General features: G+C 74.1%; 16 protein-coding genes. 10 read left to right on the top strand and 6 right to left on the bottom strand.

The window, feature by feature from the left end; translation table 11 throughout:
- The first annotated feature begins 123 nt into the window (after positions 1 to 123).
- The 6 genes from hypA (at position 124) to hypE (ending at position 6,182) form a co-directional block, all read left to right on the top strand.
- The gene (hypA, locus tag IH00_RS0118595; RefSeq protein WP_031074989.1) at positions 124 to 528 is read left to right on the top strand and encodes a hydrogenase maturation nickel metallochaperone HypA; all 405 of its coding nucleotides are present in this window, start codon (positions 124 to 126) and stop codon (positions 526 to 528) included.
- 2 nt (positions 529 to 530) lie between these two features.
- Positions 531 to 1,226, top strand: a complete 696-nt coding sequence (gene hypB, locus IH00_RS0118600; RefSeq protein WP_031074991.1) for a hydrogenase nickel incorporation protein HypB — start codon at positions 531 to 533, stop codon at positions 1,224 to 1,226.
- Positions 1,223 to 3,628: a carbamoyltransferase HypF gene (gene hypF, locus IH00_RS0118605; protein ID WP_031074992.1), complete on the top strand. Its 2,406-nt coding sequence runs from the start codon at positions 1,223 to 1,225 to the stop codon at positions 3,626 to 3,628. The genes hypB and hypF overlap by 4 nt, the downstream gene beginning before the upstream one ends.
- Positions 3,629 to 3,638: 10 nt before the next feature.
- Positions 3,639 to 3,965 (top strand): HypC/HybG/HupF family hydrogenase formation chaperone, encoded by a 327-nt coding sequence (locus tag IH00_RS0118610; protein WP_031074994.1) that lies wholly within the window; start codon positions 3,639 to 3,641, stop codon positions 3,963 to 3,965.
- Positions 3,962 to 5,122, top strand: coding sequence for a hydrogenase formation protein HypD (hypD, locus tag IH00_RS0118615; protein ID WP_031074996.1), 1,161 nt, complete (start codon positions 3,962 to 3,964; stop codon positions 5,120 to 5,122). The genes IH00_RS0118610 and hypD overlap by 4 nt, the downstream gene beginning before the upstream one ends.
- Positions 5,123 to 5,192: 70 nt before the next feature.
- Complete coding sequence (hypE, locus tag IH00_RS0118620; RefSeq protein ID WP_107064492.1) at positions 5,193 to 6,182, top strand: hydrogenase expression/formation protein HypE; 990 nt, start codon at positions 5,193 to 5,195, stop codon at positions 6,180 to 6,182.
- A 30-nt stretch (positions 6,183 to 6,212) separates the two neighbouring features.
- Here hypE and IH00_RS40320 read toward each other — a convergent pair whose 3' ends face one another.
- The 5 genes from IH00_RS40320 to IH00_RS42780 form a co-directional block, all read right to left on the bottom strand.
- On the bottom strand, positions 6,213 to 6,443 hold the full coding sequence (locus IH00_RS40320) for a hypothetical protein (RefSeq protein WP_078887829.1): 231 nt from the start codon (positions 6,441 to 6,443) through the stop codon (positions 6,213 to 6,215).
- The gene (locus IH00_RS0118625) at positions 6,427 to 6,678 is read right to left on the bottom strand and encodes a DUF6400 family protein (RefSeq protein WP_031074999.1); all 252 of its coding nucleotides are present in this window, start codon (positions 6,676 to 6,678) and stop codon (positions 6,427 to 6,429) included. Before IH00_RS0118625 ends, IH00_RS40320 begins: the two co-directional genes overlap by 17 nt.
- Positions 6,679 to 6,903: 225 nt before the next feature.
- On the bottom strand, positions 6,904 to 8,118 hold the full coding sequence (locus tag IH00_RS0118630) for a cation:proton antiporter (protein ID WP_031075001.1): 1,215 nt from the start codon (positions 8,116 to 8,118) through the stop codon (positions 6,904 to 6,906).
- Positions 8,119 to 8,124: 6 nt separating this feature from the next.
- Positions 8,125 to 8,610 carry a cation:proton antiporter regulatory subunit gene (locus tag IH00_RS0118635; RefSeq protein WP_031075003.1) on the bottom strand — a complete coding sequence of 162 codons (486 nt, stop codon included), beginning with the start codon at positions 8,608 to 8,610 and terminating at the stop codon, positions 8,125 to 8,127.
- Positions 8,611 to 8,801: 191 nt separating this feature from the next.
- Positions 8,802 to 8,948, bottom strand: coding sequence for a hypothetical protein (locus IH00_RS42780; RefSeq protein ID WP_158827856.1), 147 nt, complete (start codon positions 8,946 to 8,948; stop codon positions 8,802 to 8,804).
- Between the two features lie 431 nt (positions 8,949 to 9,379).
- Between IH00_RS42780 and IH00_RS0118645 the strand changes: the two genes are divergently transcribed.
- The 4 genes from IH00_RS0118645 (at position 9,380) to IH00_RS0118660 (ending at position 13,387) form a co-directional block, all read left to right on the top strand.
- Positions 9,380 to 9,904: a DUF1648 domain-containing protein gene (locus IH00_RS0118645; RefSeq protein ID WP_031075004.1), complete on the top strand. Its 525-nt coding sequence runs from the start codon at positions 9,380 to 9,382 to the stop codon at positions 9,902 to 9,904.
- Between the two features lie 172 nt (positions 9,905 to 10,076).
- Positions 10,077 to 10,469 carry a TOBE domain-containing protein gene (locus IH00_RS0118650; RefSeq protein ID WP_031075006.1) on the top strand — a complete coding sequence of 131 codons (393 nt, stop codon included), beginning with the start codon at positions 10,077 to 10,079 and terminating at the stop codon, positions 10,467 to 10,469.
- A gap of 104 nt (positions 10,470 to 10,573) precedes the next feature.
- The gene (modA, locus tag IH00_RS0118655; RefSeq protein WP_031075009.1) at positions 10,574 to 11,368 is read left to right on the top strand and encodes a molybdate ABC transporter substrate-binding protein; all 795 of its coding nucleotides are present in this window, start codon (positions 10,574 to 10,576) and stop codon (positions 11,366 to 11,368) included.
- An 84-nt stretch (positions 11,369 to 11,452) separates the two neighbouring features.
- Entirely contained in the window at positions 11,453 to 13,387 is a 1,935-nt protein-coding gene (locus tag IH00_RS0118660; protein ID WP_031075011.1) for an ABC transporter permease, read from the top strand.
- Between the two features lie 180 nt (positions 13,388 to 13,567).
- Here IH00_RS0118660 and IH00_RS0118665 read toward each other — a convergent pair whose 3' ends face one another.
- Positions 13,568 to 13,933, bottom strand: a complete 366-nt coding sequence (locus IH00_RS0118665) for a hypothetical protein (protein WP_039947181.1) — start codon at positions 13,931 to 13,933, stop codon at positions 13,568 to 13,570.
- Positions 13,934 to 14,096 lie beyond the last annotated feature (163 nt).

Here is a 14,096-nt window from a genome sequence, read left to right on the forward strand (position 1 = left end):
CCGCCCCGCGGGACCCGAACGGCCTACGCAGGCGTGTGACCCCGGCGCGCCGGTCGGCGCGCCGCCGGGCCACGGCCGTGTAATGGGCGCCGGAGAGACGAGACCGGGCCCGGACGGAGACCGATGCACGAGATGTCCGTCGCCCTGTCCGTGGTGGACCAGGTCGAGCAGGCGGCACGGTCCCGCGGCGCGCGGGGCGTCGAGCACGTGCACCTCGCCATCGGCGAGCTGGCCGGAGTGGTCCCCGACTCGCTCCGCTTCTGCTTCGGACTCGCCTGCGCCGGGACCGCCCTGGAGGGCGCCGAGCTCGTCATCCGTTCCGTCCCCGGCAGCGCGCGGTGCGCACCGTGCGGGCGGACCTGGGACACCGGGATGCCGCCGGACATGCTCTGCCCGGACTGCCGCGCGGCCGCCACCGAGCTGGTGGCGGGCCGCGATCTGCGCATCACCGAGGTGCGCTGGACCGCGGAAACCGCCGCTCCCGGCTCCCCCGGAGCAACCCCCGCAACAATCCTCGAGGAGAGCTGACGATGTGCCGTGTGGTCGACCTCCAGCAGGCGGTGCTCGCCAGGAACACGATGGCGGCGGGCGTCCTGCGCAGTGAACTGACGGCCAGGGGCACGACCGTGGTGAACCTCCTGTCCAGCCCCGGCAGCGGCAAGACCGCCCTGCTGGAACGGGAGCTGACGATCGCCCGGGAACGCGGCGTCCCGGCCGCCGCACTGACGGCGGACCTCGCGACGGAGAACGACGCGGTACGCCTGGGCCGTTCCGGGGTGCCGGTCAAACAGGTGCTCACCGACGGGCTGTGCCATCTGGAGGCGGACATGCTCGCCGGGCACCTGCACAACTGGCTCCCGGAGGGCACCCGTCTGCTGTTCGTGGAGAACGTGGGCAACCTCGTGTGCCCGGCGTCGTACGACCTCGGCGAGACCCTGCGGGTCGTCCTCGCCTCGGTCACCGAGGGTGAGGACAAGCCCCTCAAGTACCCCACCGCGTTCGGCCTCGCGCACCTGGTGATGGTCACCAAGGCCGATCTGGCCGGTCCCGCCGAGTTCGACGAGGCCGCCTTCCGGGCCAACGTGCAGCAGGTCAACCCCGGCGTGGAGGTCGTCCTCGGCTCCGTACGGAGTGGGCAGGGCGCCGGTCTGCTGGTGGAGCGGGCACTGGCGGCGGCCGAGGGGGCGAAGGTGCACGCCCCGGTGATGGCACGGGCCCGGGCGTGAACGCGACGCCCGAGGTGGCCGCGCCACGGCAGCCGGCGGTGCGGCGCGTGCGGGCCGTCGTGCGCGGGGTGGTGCAGGGGGTCGGGTTCCGGCCGTACCTGTACGGCCTGGCGTCGGAGCTGCGGCTCGCCGGCCACGTCACCAACACCGGCGAGGGTGTGGTCGTGGAGGTCGAGGGCGAGGCGGCGGCCGTCGACCGGTTCTGCGCGCGCATCGCGCCCGAGGTCCCGCCGCTGGCCGTCGTGGAGTCGGTGGAGACCACCGACCTGCCCCCCACCGGCGGCAGCGGTTTCGCCATCGTCCCCTCCCGCACGTCCGGTCCCGTGCGCACGCTGGTCGCCCCCGACACCGCCACCTGCGGCGACTGCCTGGCCGAACTCGCCGACCCCGCGGACCGCCGCCACCGCCACCCCTTCATCACCTGCACGCACTGCGGGCCGCGGTTCACCATCGTCACCGGCCTGCCGTACGACCGCGAGCACACCACGATGGCGGGTTTCCCGCTGTGCCCCGCGTGCGACCGCGAGTACCACGATCCGGCCGACCGCCGCTTCCACGCGCAGCCCGTGGCGTGCCCCGCGTGCGGCCCGCGCCTGCGGCTGGTCACGGCCACCCCGGGTGTGCGGCCGGAGGGCGAGGACCCCGTCGACGGGGCGCGCGCACTGCTCGCCGCGGGGGCGATCGTCGCCGTCAAGGGCATCGGCGGGTACCACCTGGCCTGTGACGCCACCGACGACCGGGCGGTGGGCGAACTGCGCCGCCGCAAGGCGCGCGGTGGCAAGCCCTTCGCGCTGATGGCCCGGGACGTGGCCGATGTGGCGCACCTCGTGCACATCGGCCCGGCCGAGCGGGAGTTGCTCACCGGCCGGGTCCGCCCCGTCGTGCTGCTGCGGCGGCGGCGCACCGGCGCCACGGACGCGCCGGGGGCCCCGGTGCCGGCGGGCGCGGTCGCGCCCGGCAGTGCCGACCTCGGGGTGATGCTGCCGTACACACCGGTGCACCACCTGCTGTTCGGCGCGGGCGGGCCCCGGCTGCTCGTGATGACCAGCGGCAATCTCTCCGGCGAGCCCATCGTCACCGACGACGACGAGGCACTGGACCGGCTGTCCGGCCTGGCCGACGCCTGGCTCACGCACGACCGGCCCGTCCACGTACCGTGCGACGACTCGGTGGTGCGCGTGTGCGACGGCGAGCCGCTGGTGCTGCGCCGCTCCCGCGGCTACGCCCCGCTGCCGCTCACGCTGCCGGTGCCGGTGGCGCCCGCCCTCGCGGTCGGCGGCGATCTGAAGAACGTCTTCTGCCTCGCGGAGGGCGACAGGGCCTGGCTGTCCGCCCACGTGGGGGACATGGACGACCTCGCCACCCAGCGCGCGTTCGACCGCGCCGAGCGGCAGCTGGAGTCCATCACGGGCGTGCGCCCCGAGCTGCTCGTCACCGACGCCCACCCGGCGTACCGCTCGGGCGCCTGGGCCCGTCGGCACGCCGGGGGACGCCCGGTCGTGCGGGTCCAGCACCATCACGCGCACATCGCCGCCGTCATGGCCGAACACGGCGTGGTCGCGGGCCGACGGGTGATCGGGGTCGCGTTCGACGGCACGGGCCACGGGGCCGACGGCGCGGTGTGGGGCGGGGAGTTCCTGCTCGCGGACTACGACGGCTACGACCGGTTCGCGCACCTGGCCCGCGTACCGCTTCCCGGTGGTGACGCGGCCGTCCGGCGGCCGTACCGCATGGCCCTGGCGCATCTGTGGGCGGCGGGCATCGCGCCGGAAGCGGACCTGCCGTGCGTGGCCGCCTGTCCCCCCGAGGAGCGGGCGGTGCTGGGGCGGCAGCTGGAGCGGGGGCTGAACTGCGTGCCCACGTCCAGTATGGGGCGGCTCTTCGACGCGGTCTCGTCCCTCGCGGGCGTCTGCCACCACGCCGAGTACGAGGCGAGGGCCGCGATCGAGCTGGAGGCGGCCGCGGTGGCCGCCGGGACCGTCGCCGAGGACCCGCGTTACGTCTTCCGCCTGACCGGACCGGACCCGGGCGGTGCGTCACCGGTGTCCGCCGATCCGGCGCCCTTGCTGGCCGCGGCCGTCGAGGACGTACGGCTGGGCGTTCCCGCACCGGTCGTCGCGGCCCGCTTCCACGCGGCGGTGGCCCGGCTGGTGCGCACCGTCTGCGGGCTGGCCCGCGCGTCGTCCGGCCTGGAGACCGTCGCCCTGTCCGGCGGCGTGTTCGCCAACGCGCTGCTGTCGTCGGCCTGTGCACGGGGTCTGCGCGCGGACGGTTTCACCGTGCTGCGCCACCACAGGGTCCCGCCCAACGACGGGGGCCTGGCCCTCGGCCAGCTCGTCGTGGCCGCCCGCGCCACGACCCCGGCCGGATCGGCGGACACGGACCGCGCGGCGCGAGAGTGAGGAGACACCTATGTGTTTGGCGGTACCGGGGAAGGTACTGGAGGTCGAGGAACGCAACGGCACCCGCATGGCCAGCGTCGACTTCGGCGGTGTGGTCAAGGAGGTGTGCCTGGAGTACCTGCCGGACCTCCGGGTCGGTGAGTACGCGATCGTCCACGTCGGCTTCGCCCTGCAGCGGCTGGACGAGGAGTCGGCGCGCCGGACGCTGGAGCTGTTCGAGCAACTCGGCGTGCTCCAGGAGGAGTTCGGCGACCCATGGGAGCAGGCCGCCGCGGAGGCGGGCATGAACGGACACGGGCCGGACGGCGCCGCCGCGGCCGGGGAGGTGCTGCGGTGAAGTACATCGACGAATTCCAGAACCCGGAGCTCGCGGCGCGGCTGCTCGACGAGATCAGGGCCACCGTGACCAGGCCCTGGGCGCTGATGGAGGTGTGCGGCGGCCAGACGCACACCATCATCCGCCACGGCATCGACCAACTCCTCCCCGAGGAGGTGGAGTTGATCCACGGGCCCGGCTGTCCGGTGTGCGTGACCCCGCTCGAGGTGATCGACAAGGCGCTGGAGATCGCGTCGCGTCCGGAGGTCATCTTCTGCTCCTTCGGCGACATGCTGCGGGTGCCGGGCACCGGCCGTGACCTCTTCCAGGTACGCGGGGAGGGCGGCGACGTCCGGGTGGTGTACTCGCCGCTGGACGCGCTGCGGATCGCGGAGGAGAACCCGGACCGGGAGGTCGTCTTCTTCGGCATCGGCTTCGAGACCACCGCCCCGCCCAACGCGATGGCGGTCCACCAGGCGCGCCAGCGCGGCATCGGCAACTTCAGCCTGCTGGTGTCGCACGTCCGGGTCCCGCCCGCGATCGAGGCGATCATGCGGTCGCCGGACTGCCGCGTCCAGGGGTTCCTCGCGGCCGGCCACGTGTGCAGCGTGATGGGGACGGAGGAGTACCCCGGGCTCGCCGAACGGTTCGGGGTGCCCATCGTCGTCACCGGCTTCGAACCGCTCGACATCCTCGAAGGCGTACGACGCACGGTGCGCCAGCTGGAGCGGGGCGAGCACACGGTGGAGAACGCCTACGAGCGCGCCGTCCGGCCGGAGGGCAACCCCGTCGCGCGGGCGATGCTGGACGACGTCTTCGAGGTGACCGACCGGGCCTGGCGCGGCATCGGCGTCATCCCGGCCAGTGGGTGGCGGCTGTCCGCGCGCTACCGGGACCACGACGCCGAGCACCGCTTCCAGGTGGGTGACATCACGACCCTGGAGCCGGCCGAGTGCCGCAGCGGAGAGGTGCTCCAGGGGCTGCTGAAGCCGCACGAGTGCGAGGCGTTCGGCACCACGTGCACCCCGCGCACCCCGCTCGGGGCCACCATGGTCTCCAGCGAGGGCGCGTGCGCCGCCTACTACCTGTACCGGCGGCTCGACCTGCCGGCCCGCGCGGTGCCGGTCACGGCCCCCGCGACCACCGCCCACGCTCTGGAGGGCAGCCCCGTTGTCTGACACGTACACAGGGCCGGATGTCCTGTCCTGGACCTGCCCCGCCCCGCTGCGGGACCGGCCACGGGTGGTGATGGGCCACGGCGGGGGCGGCGCGATGTCCGCCGAGCTCGTGGAGCAGATCTTCCTTCCCGCCCTGGCCGGATCCTCGCCCGCTGCGCCGACCGACGCGGCCGCGGTCGAGCTCGGCGGGGCACGGCTCGCCTTCTCCACCGACTCGTTCGTCGTGCGGCCCCTGTTCTTCCCCGGCGGGAGCATCGGTGACCTCGCCGTCAACGGCACGGTCAACGACCTCGCGATGAGCGGGGCCCGGGCCGCCTACCTGTCGTGCGGCGTCATCCTGGAGGAGGGCGTGGAGATCGCCACCGTGGGCCGGGTGGCCGAGGCGCTGGGCGCCGCCGCCCGCAGCGCCGGTGTGCGGGTGGTGACGGGCGACACCAAGGTCGTGGAGGCCGGTCACGGCGACGGCGTCTACATCAACACCTCGGGCATCGGTCTGATCCCTCCCGGGGTCGACCTGCGTCCGGAGCGGGTCGTGCCCGGTGACGTCGTCATCGTCAGCGGGGCCATCGGCCTCCACGGCGTGGCCATCCTGAGCAAGCGCGAGAACCTGCGGTTCGAGGCAGAGATCGAGAGCGACTGCGCGGCGCTCGGCGGCCTGGTCGAGACGATGCTCGCCGTCACCCCGGACGTCCATGTGCTGCGCGACCCCACCCGGGGAGGTCTGGCCGCCTCGCTCAACGAGATCGCGGCGGCCTCGGGGACCGGGATCGTCGTCCAGGAGCGCGCCGTCCCCGTACCGCCGCCGGTGGCCAGCGCCTGCGCGGTCCTCGGTCTCGACCCGATGTACGTGGCCAACGAGGGCAAGCTCGTGGCGTTCGTGCCCCCGGACCACGCCGACGCGGTCCTCGCCGCGATGCGGGCGCACCCCCTGGGCGCGGAGGCGGTGGTCATCGGTGAGGCGGTGGCCGAGCACCCGGGGATGGTCGTGGCCCGGACGGGCCTGGGTGGGACGCGTGTGGTGGACATGCCGCTCGGGGAGCAGCTCCCGCGGATCTGCTGACCGGTGCCGCCTGAACCCGCGTCCGTGGGTTCAGGCGGTCGGGCCCCGTCTGCCGGGGCGGGTGTCCAGGGTCCAGGTGTGGGTGCAGCCGGGGCACTGGAGGTGGACCCGTGCGCCCTCGTTGGCTATGAGGTAGCGCCAGTGGTCGGGGCAGTTGCGCCGTTCCGCGCAGGTCACGCAGTCCCGGGCGTCGTCGCATCCCGGGCACGGGACCCAGGCGCGGCGGGCCCGGTCCGCCTGCGGGTCAATGGGAAGCCGCATCGCCCGCGTCCCCTCCGGGCAGCACGCCGGCCTCCACGAGCATGGCGTACGTCCGCTCCTGCTCGGCGTCCAGGCCCGAGTACAGCAGGCGGTGCGCCTCGTCCTCCGAGCGGAGCACGGCCGGGGGATCCCAGTCGTCACCGAGGGCGGCCACCACCGCGGCGCGCCGGCGGGATTCCTCCAGGGTGAGGTCGAGCGAGAAGGCCACGGAGTCGTGGCCGGGGCTGTCGTTCATGCGCGGAGCACCTTCGCACGGGATGTCACTGGTCCCGGCCACCTGTACCAGCGTGGGTCTCCGTACCGGAAGGCATTGTGACGGACCTCATCGGGGTGGTGGGGCACGCGCGGGCGTGCTGCCGTCCGCCGGCCGTGTTCCCGGCCGTGGTATCGGCCGGGCGCCGTTGCCCCGGGAGCACGCCGGTGCGGACGGGCCCGGCCCGGCGGTGCGCAGCGGTGCGCGTCAGGCCGTGCGGACGGCGTCGGCCTTCTCGGCCTCGGGGGCCGGGGCGGGCACCGGGGCGGCGGGGCGGCGGGTGAGGCGGCGGGCCAGGGGCTCGGTCCAGCGGGCGGCGAGCGGGCCGATGATCACGAGGATCAGCACATACGCGGTCGCCAGCGGGCCGATGCGGGGCTCGACGCCCACCGCGAGGCCCGCGATGACGATGGAGAACTCACCGCGCGCGACGAGGGTGCCTCCCGCGCGCCAGCGGCCGCGGGTTCCGATCCCGGCGCGGCGGGCCGCGTACCAGCCGGTGGCGATCTTCGTCAGCGCGGTGGCGACGGCGAGGAGCAGCGCGGGCACGAGCACGGGCGGGATGTCCGCGGGGTCGGTGGACAGGCCGAAGAAGACGAAGAAGACGGCGGCGAACAGGTCCCGGAGCGGCGTGAGGAGGTTGCTGGCGCCCTCGGCGACCTCTCCGGACAGCGCGATGCCGACGAGGAACGCTCCGACGGCGGCGGAGACCTGGAGTTTCTGGGCGATGCCGGCGACCAGCAGGGTCAGGCCGAGGACGACCAGGAGCAGCATCTCGGCGTTGTCGGAGGAGACGGCCTTGCTGATGAGGCGGCCGTGCCGGAGGGCGACGTACAGCACGGCACCGACGGTGCCCAGGGAGATCAGCAGGGTGACGCTGCCGCCGGCCAGGCTCACTCCGGCCAGCATGGCGGTGAGGATCGGCAGGTAGACCGCCATGGCCAGGTCCTCGATGACGAGGATGCCGAGGATGACGGGGGTCTCGCGGTTGCCGAGCCGGCCGAGGTCGCCGAGCACCTTGGCGATGACGCCGGAGGACGAGATCCAGGTGACACCGGCGAGCGCGACGGCCGCGACCGGGCCCCAGCCGAGGATCAGGGCGGCGACGGCGCCCGGTGCGGCGTTGAGGACGACGTCGACGGCGCCGGAGGGGTACTGGGTCTTGAGGTTGGTGACGAGCTCCGAGGCGCTGTACTCCAGGCCGAGGAGCAGGAGGAGCAGGATGACGCCTATCTCGGCGCCGGTGGCGATGAACTCCTCGCTGGCCTGGAGGGGGACGATGCCGCCGTGGCCGAAGGCCAGGCCGGCGAGCAGGTAGAGGGGTATGGGCGAGAAGCCGACCCGGCCGGCGAGGCGTCCCAGGACCCCCAGGCCCAGGATGACGGTCCCGAGTTCGATGAGCATGGCGGTCGTGTCGTGCACGGGCGTCTATCCTCCGGTGATCAGTTCGGCGACGGCGTCGACGCCTTCTCGGGTACCGACGACGACGAGGGTGTCGCCGATCGCGAAGCGGAAGTCGGGGGCGGGTGAGGGGACGGCCGCGGTACGGCGCAGCACGGCGACGATGGAGGCGCCGGTGCGGCTGCGGGCCCGGGTCGAGCCGAGGGTGCGTCCCGCGTACGGGGAGCGCTTGGTGACCTCGATGTTCTCGGTCACCAGGTCGATCTCCATGTGCTGGTGCAGATGGGCGACCGGGTCGGGGATCAGCAGCTTGCCGAGGGCCGTCGACTCGTGCGGCTCGAGAGCGGCGGACTCCCGGCAGTTGTCGTCGTCCTCGGGGTCGTGGAAGGCGAGGATGCGGCGCCCGTCCTGGTGGACGACCACCGAGAGGTGACGGCCGGCTTCGGTCTCCAGGTCGTACCGGGTGCCGACCCCGGGGAGGATGGTTTTACGGGTGTGAGCCGTGGGCTCCATGGCATGCTCCAGAGAGAACGCGGGTGCGGGCGTGCGGGTTTCTCGCCGGTCGCTCGGGTACGGCCTGTCGGCACGTGCACGAGTGCCCCTTCGGCGCGATTCTGCATCGCGCGCCACGACCGGCCGTGGCCGCGCCCCGGCACGGTGGGTCGGCCGCACTGCGCGGCGGGGGTGCCTTCGGACGCCGGGTGTCAGTTGCGGAGGCCGGTGCCGCTGGTATCCGGCACGCCGTCGCGAGCGGCGTTGTCGACCCGCGCCGAGCGGGAGGCGGAGGGCGCGAGGGGGCGGCAGGCCGTCCCGGTGACGGGACGGTTCACGTCGCGTTTGCTGCGAGCCATTGTCGCGTCTCCCCTCACTTCGACGGATGAAATCCGGTTCCCGGCCATGGAATGAGCGTCCACGCGTTCAAGGGAGCGTAATGGCTCGGTAAAGGATTGTACCGCAGGAGAAATACCGGAAAGCGCCTCCCAGCGGAGCATAGAGCCGAATAACGGGTGACAAGAGGTGGCGTTCGGGGCGCGCGCTGCGCCCGCCGGCGTTGCCCGGCCGAATGCCGGCAGCGGCGGCCGGGGGCGGCGGGGCCGCGACGGTGTTCGCCTTTCGCGGCACGGGGCATGCGCGTGCGGACCCGACCGCATTGCGGCATGCGCGTGCGGACCCGACCGCATTGCGGCATGCGCGTGCGGACCCGACCGCATTGCGGCATGCGCGTGCGGACCCGACCGCATTCCGCCTTGGCGATCCCCTCCCGACGACGGACGATCTCCTCATGGTGTTTCGCCGTCCTCTTCTGTTCTGGTTTCTCCCCAATGCCGTATTGCTCGCCACCCTGGTCGTCTGGGGCGCGATCCGGTACCCGCACCTGCCCGACCGGATACCGGACCACATCGGCGTCGACGGCGTGGACGCCTGGACGGGCCGGTCGATCGGCAACGCGTTCGTCCTGGTCTTCCTGTACGCCGGGGTGACCGCGCTGATCACCGCATGCGCGGAGATGACGCTGCGGAGGGCGCCGCGCGACGAGCTGCCCGGGGAAGCGGGACCGCATCCCGGACGAGTGCCGTCCTCACCGGCCGACCGGCCCGCCGGCCGCGCCTCGGCCCGCAGGAGCGCCCGCGCCCTGCTGGTGCTCAACGCGTGCATCGGCGCCTCGTTCCTCTTCGGCTGCGGAGTGCTGTGGCGCTCCACGCCCGACCCGGAGGTGCCGGCATGGCTGTTCGCCGCCCTGCTCCTGCCGCCCCTGGCCGGGACCGTGCTGACGGTGGCGGCGGCCATGAGCGGCCGGAAGTGCTGAACCGGGGCCGGCCGCCGGTTCAGCCGTGCCCCCGCGGGCGGCGCTCCCCGGAGGGGCGTGCTCCCCGTCCATAGGAGCTTTCTCCGACGTGATGGGCAGCGGTTCGGCATCTGCGACGGAAGAGCGCGTACAGGATTGCAGATGCCAGCCTCAGACCTCTAGCGTGGCGCGTATGCAGTCCTACACCATCGGACAGGCGGCCCGCCTGCTCGGCGTCAGCCCCGACACCGCGCGCCGCTGGGCGGACGCCGGACGGGTCGCGACCCATCGCGACGAGACGGGGCGCCGCCTCATCGACGGCCGGGACCTGGCCGCCTTCTCCATCGAGGTCGCCCAGGGCGGCGGCGAGGACGAGACCCCCTACACCACGGCCCGCAACGCCTTCCCCGGCATCGTCACCGCCGTCAAGCTCGGCGACGTGGCCGCCCAGGTCGAGATCCAGGCGGGCCCGCACCGGATCGTCTCGCTCCTGACCCGGGAGGCCGTGGAGGAACTGGGGCTCGAAGTCGGCATGCGGGCCACCGCCCGCGTGAAGTCGACCAGCGTGCACATCGACCGCGGCTGAACCCGGCCTCGCACGACCGAGCGGCGTCGCCCGTCACCGGCGCCGCTCCTCACCCTTCCGCCCGGACGGCACACGGCCGGCCCGCCCCCAAGGAGCACCACCTCATGGCCCTGACCCTCGCCGGACGCCGCGCCGCCGCGGCGCTGACGGCCGCTCTCCTCGTTCCGCTCGCCGCCTGCGGCGACGACGGCTCCCGGGAGGAGAGCGGGGCCGGGAAGGCGACCGGTGCGCCCCCGGCCCGGCTGACCGTGCTGGCGGCCGCGTCCCTGACCGACGTCTTCAAGGCCGCGGGCGCGGCGTACGAGAAGGCGCACCCGGGCACGAGGATCACCTTCTCCTTCGCCGGGTCGCAGGAGCTGGTCGCCCAGGTCAGGCAGGGAGCCCCCGCGGACGCCCTGGTGACCGCCGACACCCGGAGCATGGACAGCGTGAAGGCGGACACCGGTACCCCGGCCGTCATCGCCAGGAACCGTCTCGTCATCGCCACCGCCGAGGGCAATCCCCACGAGGTCGACGCGCTGGAGGACCTCGGCGACCCCAAGCTGAAGGTCGTCCTCGCCGCACCCGAGGTACCGGCCGGCAAGTACAGCAGGAAGATCCTCGACGCCCGGAGGATCACCGTGCGGCCGGTCTCCCAGGAGCCCAGCGTCCGCGCCGTGCTGAGCAAGGTGGAGCTCGGCGAGGCCGACGCGGGACTCGTCTACCGGACCGACGCCGACAGCGCGCCCGGCAAGGTCGACGCCGTCGACATCCCCGACGCGCAGAACGCCATCGCGCAGTACCCCGCCGCCACGCTGAAGCAGTCCCGGAACGCCGAGGCCGCCGCCGCCTTCGTGGCCTGGCTGTCCTCGCCCGAGGCACAGAAGATCCTGCGGGACGCCGGCTTCCAGAAGCCGTGACCCGCGACCGGCCGTGATGGGCTGCCGTTCCGGGGGCGGGCAGCCCATCCCTCCCTTCACCGCTCCACGCCCGAGGAATCCCTGATGAAGCTCATCCGCGGCCGCGAACCGGGCCCCCGCACCCCCGTCGCGCTGGCCGTTCCCGCGCTGCTGGCCGTCGCGTTCCTGCTGCTGCCGCTGCTCGGCGTCCTGGTCCGCACGTCCTGGAGCGACCTCGCGGCCCACCTCTCCACTCCCGGGACCGTCGAGGCCCTGCGGCTCTCGCTCGTGGTGTCGTTCTGGGCGCTCGGCCTGTCCCTGGCCCTGGGCGTGCCGCTGGCGTGGCTCCTGGCCCGGGTGCGCTTCCCCGGCAAGGCGTTCGTGCGCTCCCTCGTACTGCTGCCGATGGTGCTGCCGCCGACGGTCGGCGGTGTGGCGCTGCTGCTCGGGTTCGGGCGCCGGGGGCTGCTCGGCCCGTGGCTGGAGGGCACCTTCGGCATCACCCTGCCGTTCCACACCTCCGGCGCCGTCCTCGCCGCGACGTTCGTCGCCATGCCGTTCCTCGTCATCAGCCTGGAAGGCGCGCTGGGCGGACTGCGTCCCCGTTACGAGGAGACGGCCGCCTCCCTCGGGGCCTCGCCGCTCCGGGTGTTCCTGACGGTCACGATGCCGATGGTGGCGCCCGGGCTGATCGCGGGGGCCGCGCTCACCTGGGCGCGGGCGCTGGGCGAGTTCGGTGCCACCATCACCTTCGCCGGCAACCTGCCCGGCACCACCCAGACCCTGCCGCTCCAGGTGTACCTGCTGCTCCAGGAGCAGCCGGAGGCGGCGACCTCGGTCTCCCTGCTGCTGCTCGCCATCGCCATGCTGGTCCTCGTCGCCCTGCGCGGCCGCTGGACCGGGGCGCCCCCCGCCCGCTCCCCCGGGCCCGGCCCCCGGACGGACGAAGCCGACCCGGACGCGGCCCCCGCACCCGCCGCGGCGGTGCCCGCCGCTCCCGGGGAGCGCTGGTCCCTGCATGCCGAGGTGACGGGCTTCGACGAGCTGGTCCTGGACGCCGCACCGGGCACCACCATCGCCGTCGTGGGCCCCAACGGCGCGGGCAAGACCACCCTCCTGCGGGCGCTCCTCGGCCTCACGCCCCGCGCCCACGCCGGGCTCCGGCTCGGGGACACCGACGTCACCGCCATGCCCCCGCACCGCCGGGGCGTCGCCTGGGTCCCCCAGGACGGCGCGCTGTTCCCGCGCATGAGCGCCCTGGCCAACACCGCGTACGGGCTGCGCGCCCAGCACGTGCCCCGGGCCGAGGCCCGGCGCGCCGCCCAGGAGTGGCTGGACCGCCTCGGGGTCGGGCACCTCGCCCACCGCAGGCCCGCGCAGCTCTCCGGCGGCCAGGCCCAGCGCGTCGCGCTCGCCCGCGCACTGGCCGCGCGCCCCCGGCTGCTGCTGCTCGACGAACCGCTCGCCGCTCTCGACCAGACCACTCGTGCCCGGGTACGCCACACCCTGCGCACCCACCTCGACGGCTTCGGCGGCGTCTGCCTGATCGTCACGCACGATCCCGTGGAGGCGGTCGCGCTCGCCGACCGGGTCCTCGTCCTGCACGAGGGACGCGCCCTGCAGGACGCGCCGCCCGCCGAGGTCTCCCGGCACCCGCGCTCGCCCTGGGTGGCGCGCATGCTCGGACGCAACGCCTGGCCCGGCACCACGACCGCCGAAGGTGTCCGGCTCGCCGGTGGCGGCACGCTGACCGTCGCCGAGCCGCTCCCCGAGGGCGCCGACGCCCTCGCGATCTTCGCGCCCGAAGCCGTCGCCCTGCACCGCGACAAGCCGACCGGAAGCCCGCGCAACGTGTGGCACGGCACCGTGCGGGAGATCACCGCCGCCGGGAGCCGGCTGCGCGTCCTCATCACCTCCGGGCAGGTCCCGGAACTCGTCGCCGAGATCACCCCGGAGGCCGCCGCCGAACTCGGCCTCGGCGACGGAACTCCCGTCTGGACCAGCGTCAAGGCCACCGAGACGACCCTGATCGCCCTCTGAACGAGCGGGCCGGTCCCACCGGCGCGGCGACCGCGGCGTGCCGGGCGGTTCCGACGCCCCGATACGGCTCCGGCCGGCGGGAGAAGCACGACGGTGGCCGTGTCGAGGGTGAGGAGACCGCAGGAGCGGGCGAACGCGGCGCTGGCGACGGCCGCGGACCCGCCCGCGGCCGCCCGTCGGTCACCGGGTGACGAGAACGGTGAGCACGGTGCCCACACACACCGAGACGGAGGTGAGGAGCGCGCCGACGCTCATGCAGAGGAGGCGACGGCGGAGGTCGGCGTAGCGTGCGGTGTACTCGTCGCGGAGCTCCTGGCAGCGGCCGGCGAGGGCCCGCAGGACCTTTTCGGACAGTTCCATGCGGTGCTGCGCGTACAGGCGGACGACCTCCTCCCGCTGGGCGGTGGTCAGCCACGGCATGCGGTCGGCGAACGCCTCCCCCTCCACCCCGGCCGTGCGCAGCTCCGCCTGGCAGAGCAGGTAGCCCTCGATCTCGTTGACGGCCACGGCCGCCTCCCGCGTGATCGAGGGCCGCGGCTGCCTCACGTCTCCTCCTCGCCCCGCAGCGGGGCCACGCCCATGCCGGGCTCCACGACGTCCCTGCGGCCGTGGCCGACCGCGCTGTCGAAGGCACTGATGGCCGGGTGGTGCAGGTCGAACGCCGGGGATTCGGAGCGGATCCTGGGCAGCGTGAGGAAGTTGTGCCGCG

Source organism: Streptomyces sp. NRRL S-118 (assembly GCF_000716335.1).
GTDB lineage: Bacteria > Actinomycetota > Actinomycetes > Streptomycetales > Streptomycetaceae > Streptomyces.

What these genes read in the sequence shown, in the direction of transcription:
- hypA (WP_031074989.1), top strand. Translation starts at nt 124, where the DNA reads ATGCACGAGATGTCCGTCGCCCTGTCCGTGGTGGACCAGGTCGAGCAG.
- IH00_RS42780 (WP_158827856.1), bottom strand. Translation starts at nt 8,948, where the DNA reads ATGGCTCGCAGCAAACGCGACGTGAACCGTCCCGTCACCGGGACGGCC.
- IH00_RS40320 (WP_078887829.1), bottom strand. Translation starts at nt 6,443, where the DNA reads ATGCGGCTTCCCATTGACCCGCAGGCGGACCGGGCCCGCCGCGCCTGG.
- IH00_RS0118645 (WP_031075004.1), top strand. Translation starts at nt 9,380, where the DNA reads ATGGTGTTTCGCCGTCCTCTTCTGTTCTGGTTTCTCCCCAATGCCGTA.
- hypB (WP_031074991.1), top strand. Translation starts at nt 531, where the DNA reads ATGTGCCGTGTGGTCGACCTCCAGCAGGCGGTGCTCGCCAGGAACACG.
- IH00_RS0118625 (WP_031074999.1), bottom strand. Translation starts at nt 6,678, where the DNA reads ATGAACGACAGCCCCGGCCACGACTCCGTGGCCTTCTCGCTCGACCTC.
- hypE (WP_107064492.1), top strand. Translation starts at nt 5,193, where the DNA reads ATGGGCCACGGCGGGGGCGGCGCGATGTCCGCCGAGCTCGTGGAGCAG.
- IH00_RS0118610 (WP_031074994.1), top strand. Translation starts at nt 3,639, where the DNA reads ATGTGTTTGGCGGTACCGGGGAAGGTACTGGAGGTCGAGGAACGCAAC.
- IH00_RS0118660 (WP_031075011.1), top strand. Translation starts at nt 11,453, where the DNA reads ATGAAGCTCATCCGCGGCCGCGAACCGGGCCCCCGCACCCCCGTCGCG.
- IH00_RS0118635 (WP_031075003.1), bottom strand. Translation starts at nt 8,610, where the DNA reads ATGGAGCCCACGGCTCACACCCGTAAAACCATCCTCCCCGGGGTCGGC.
- modA (WP_031075009.1), top strand. Translation starts at nt 10,574, where the DNA reads ATGGCCCTGACCCTCGCCGGACGCCGCGCCGCCGCGGCGCTGACGGCC.
- IH00_RS0118650 (WP_031075006.1), top strand. Translation starts at nt 10,077, where the DNA reads ATGCAGTCCTACACCATCGGACAGGCGGCCCGCCTGCTCGGCGTCAGC.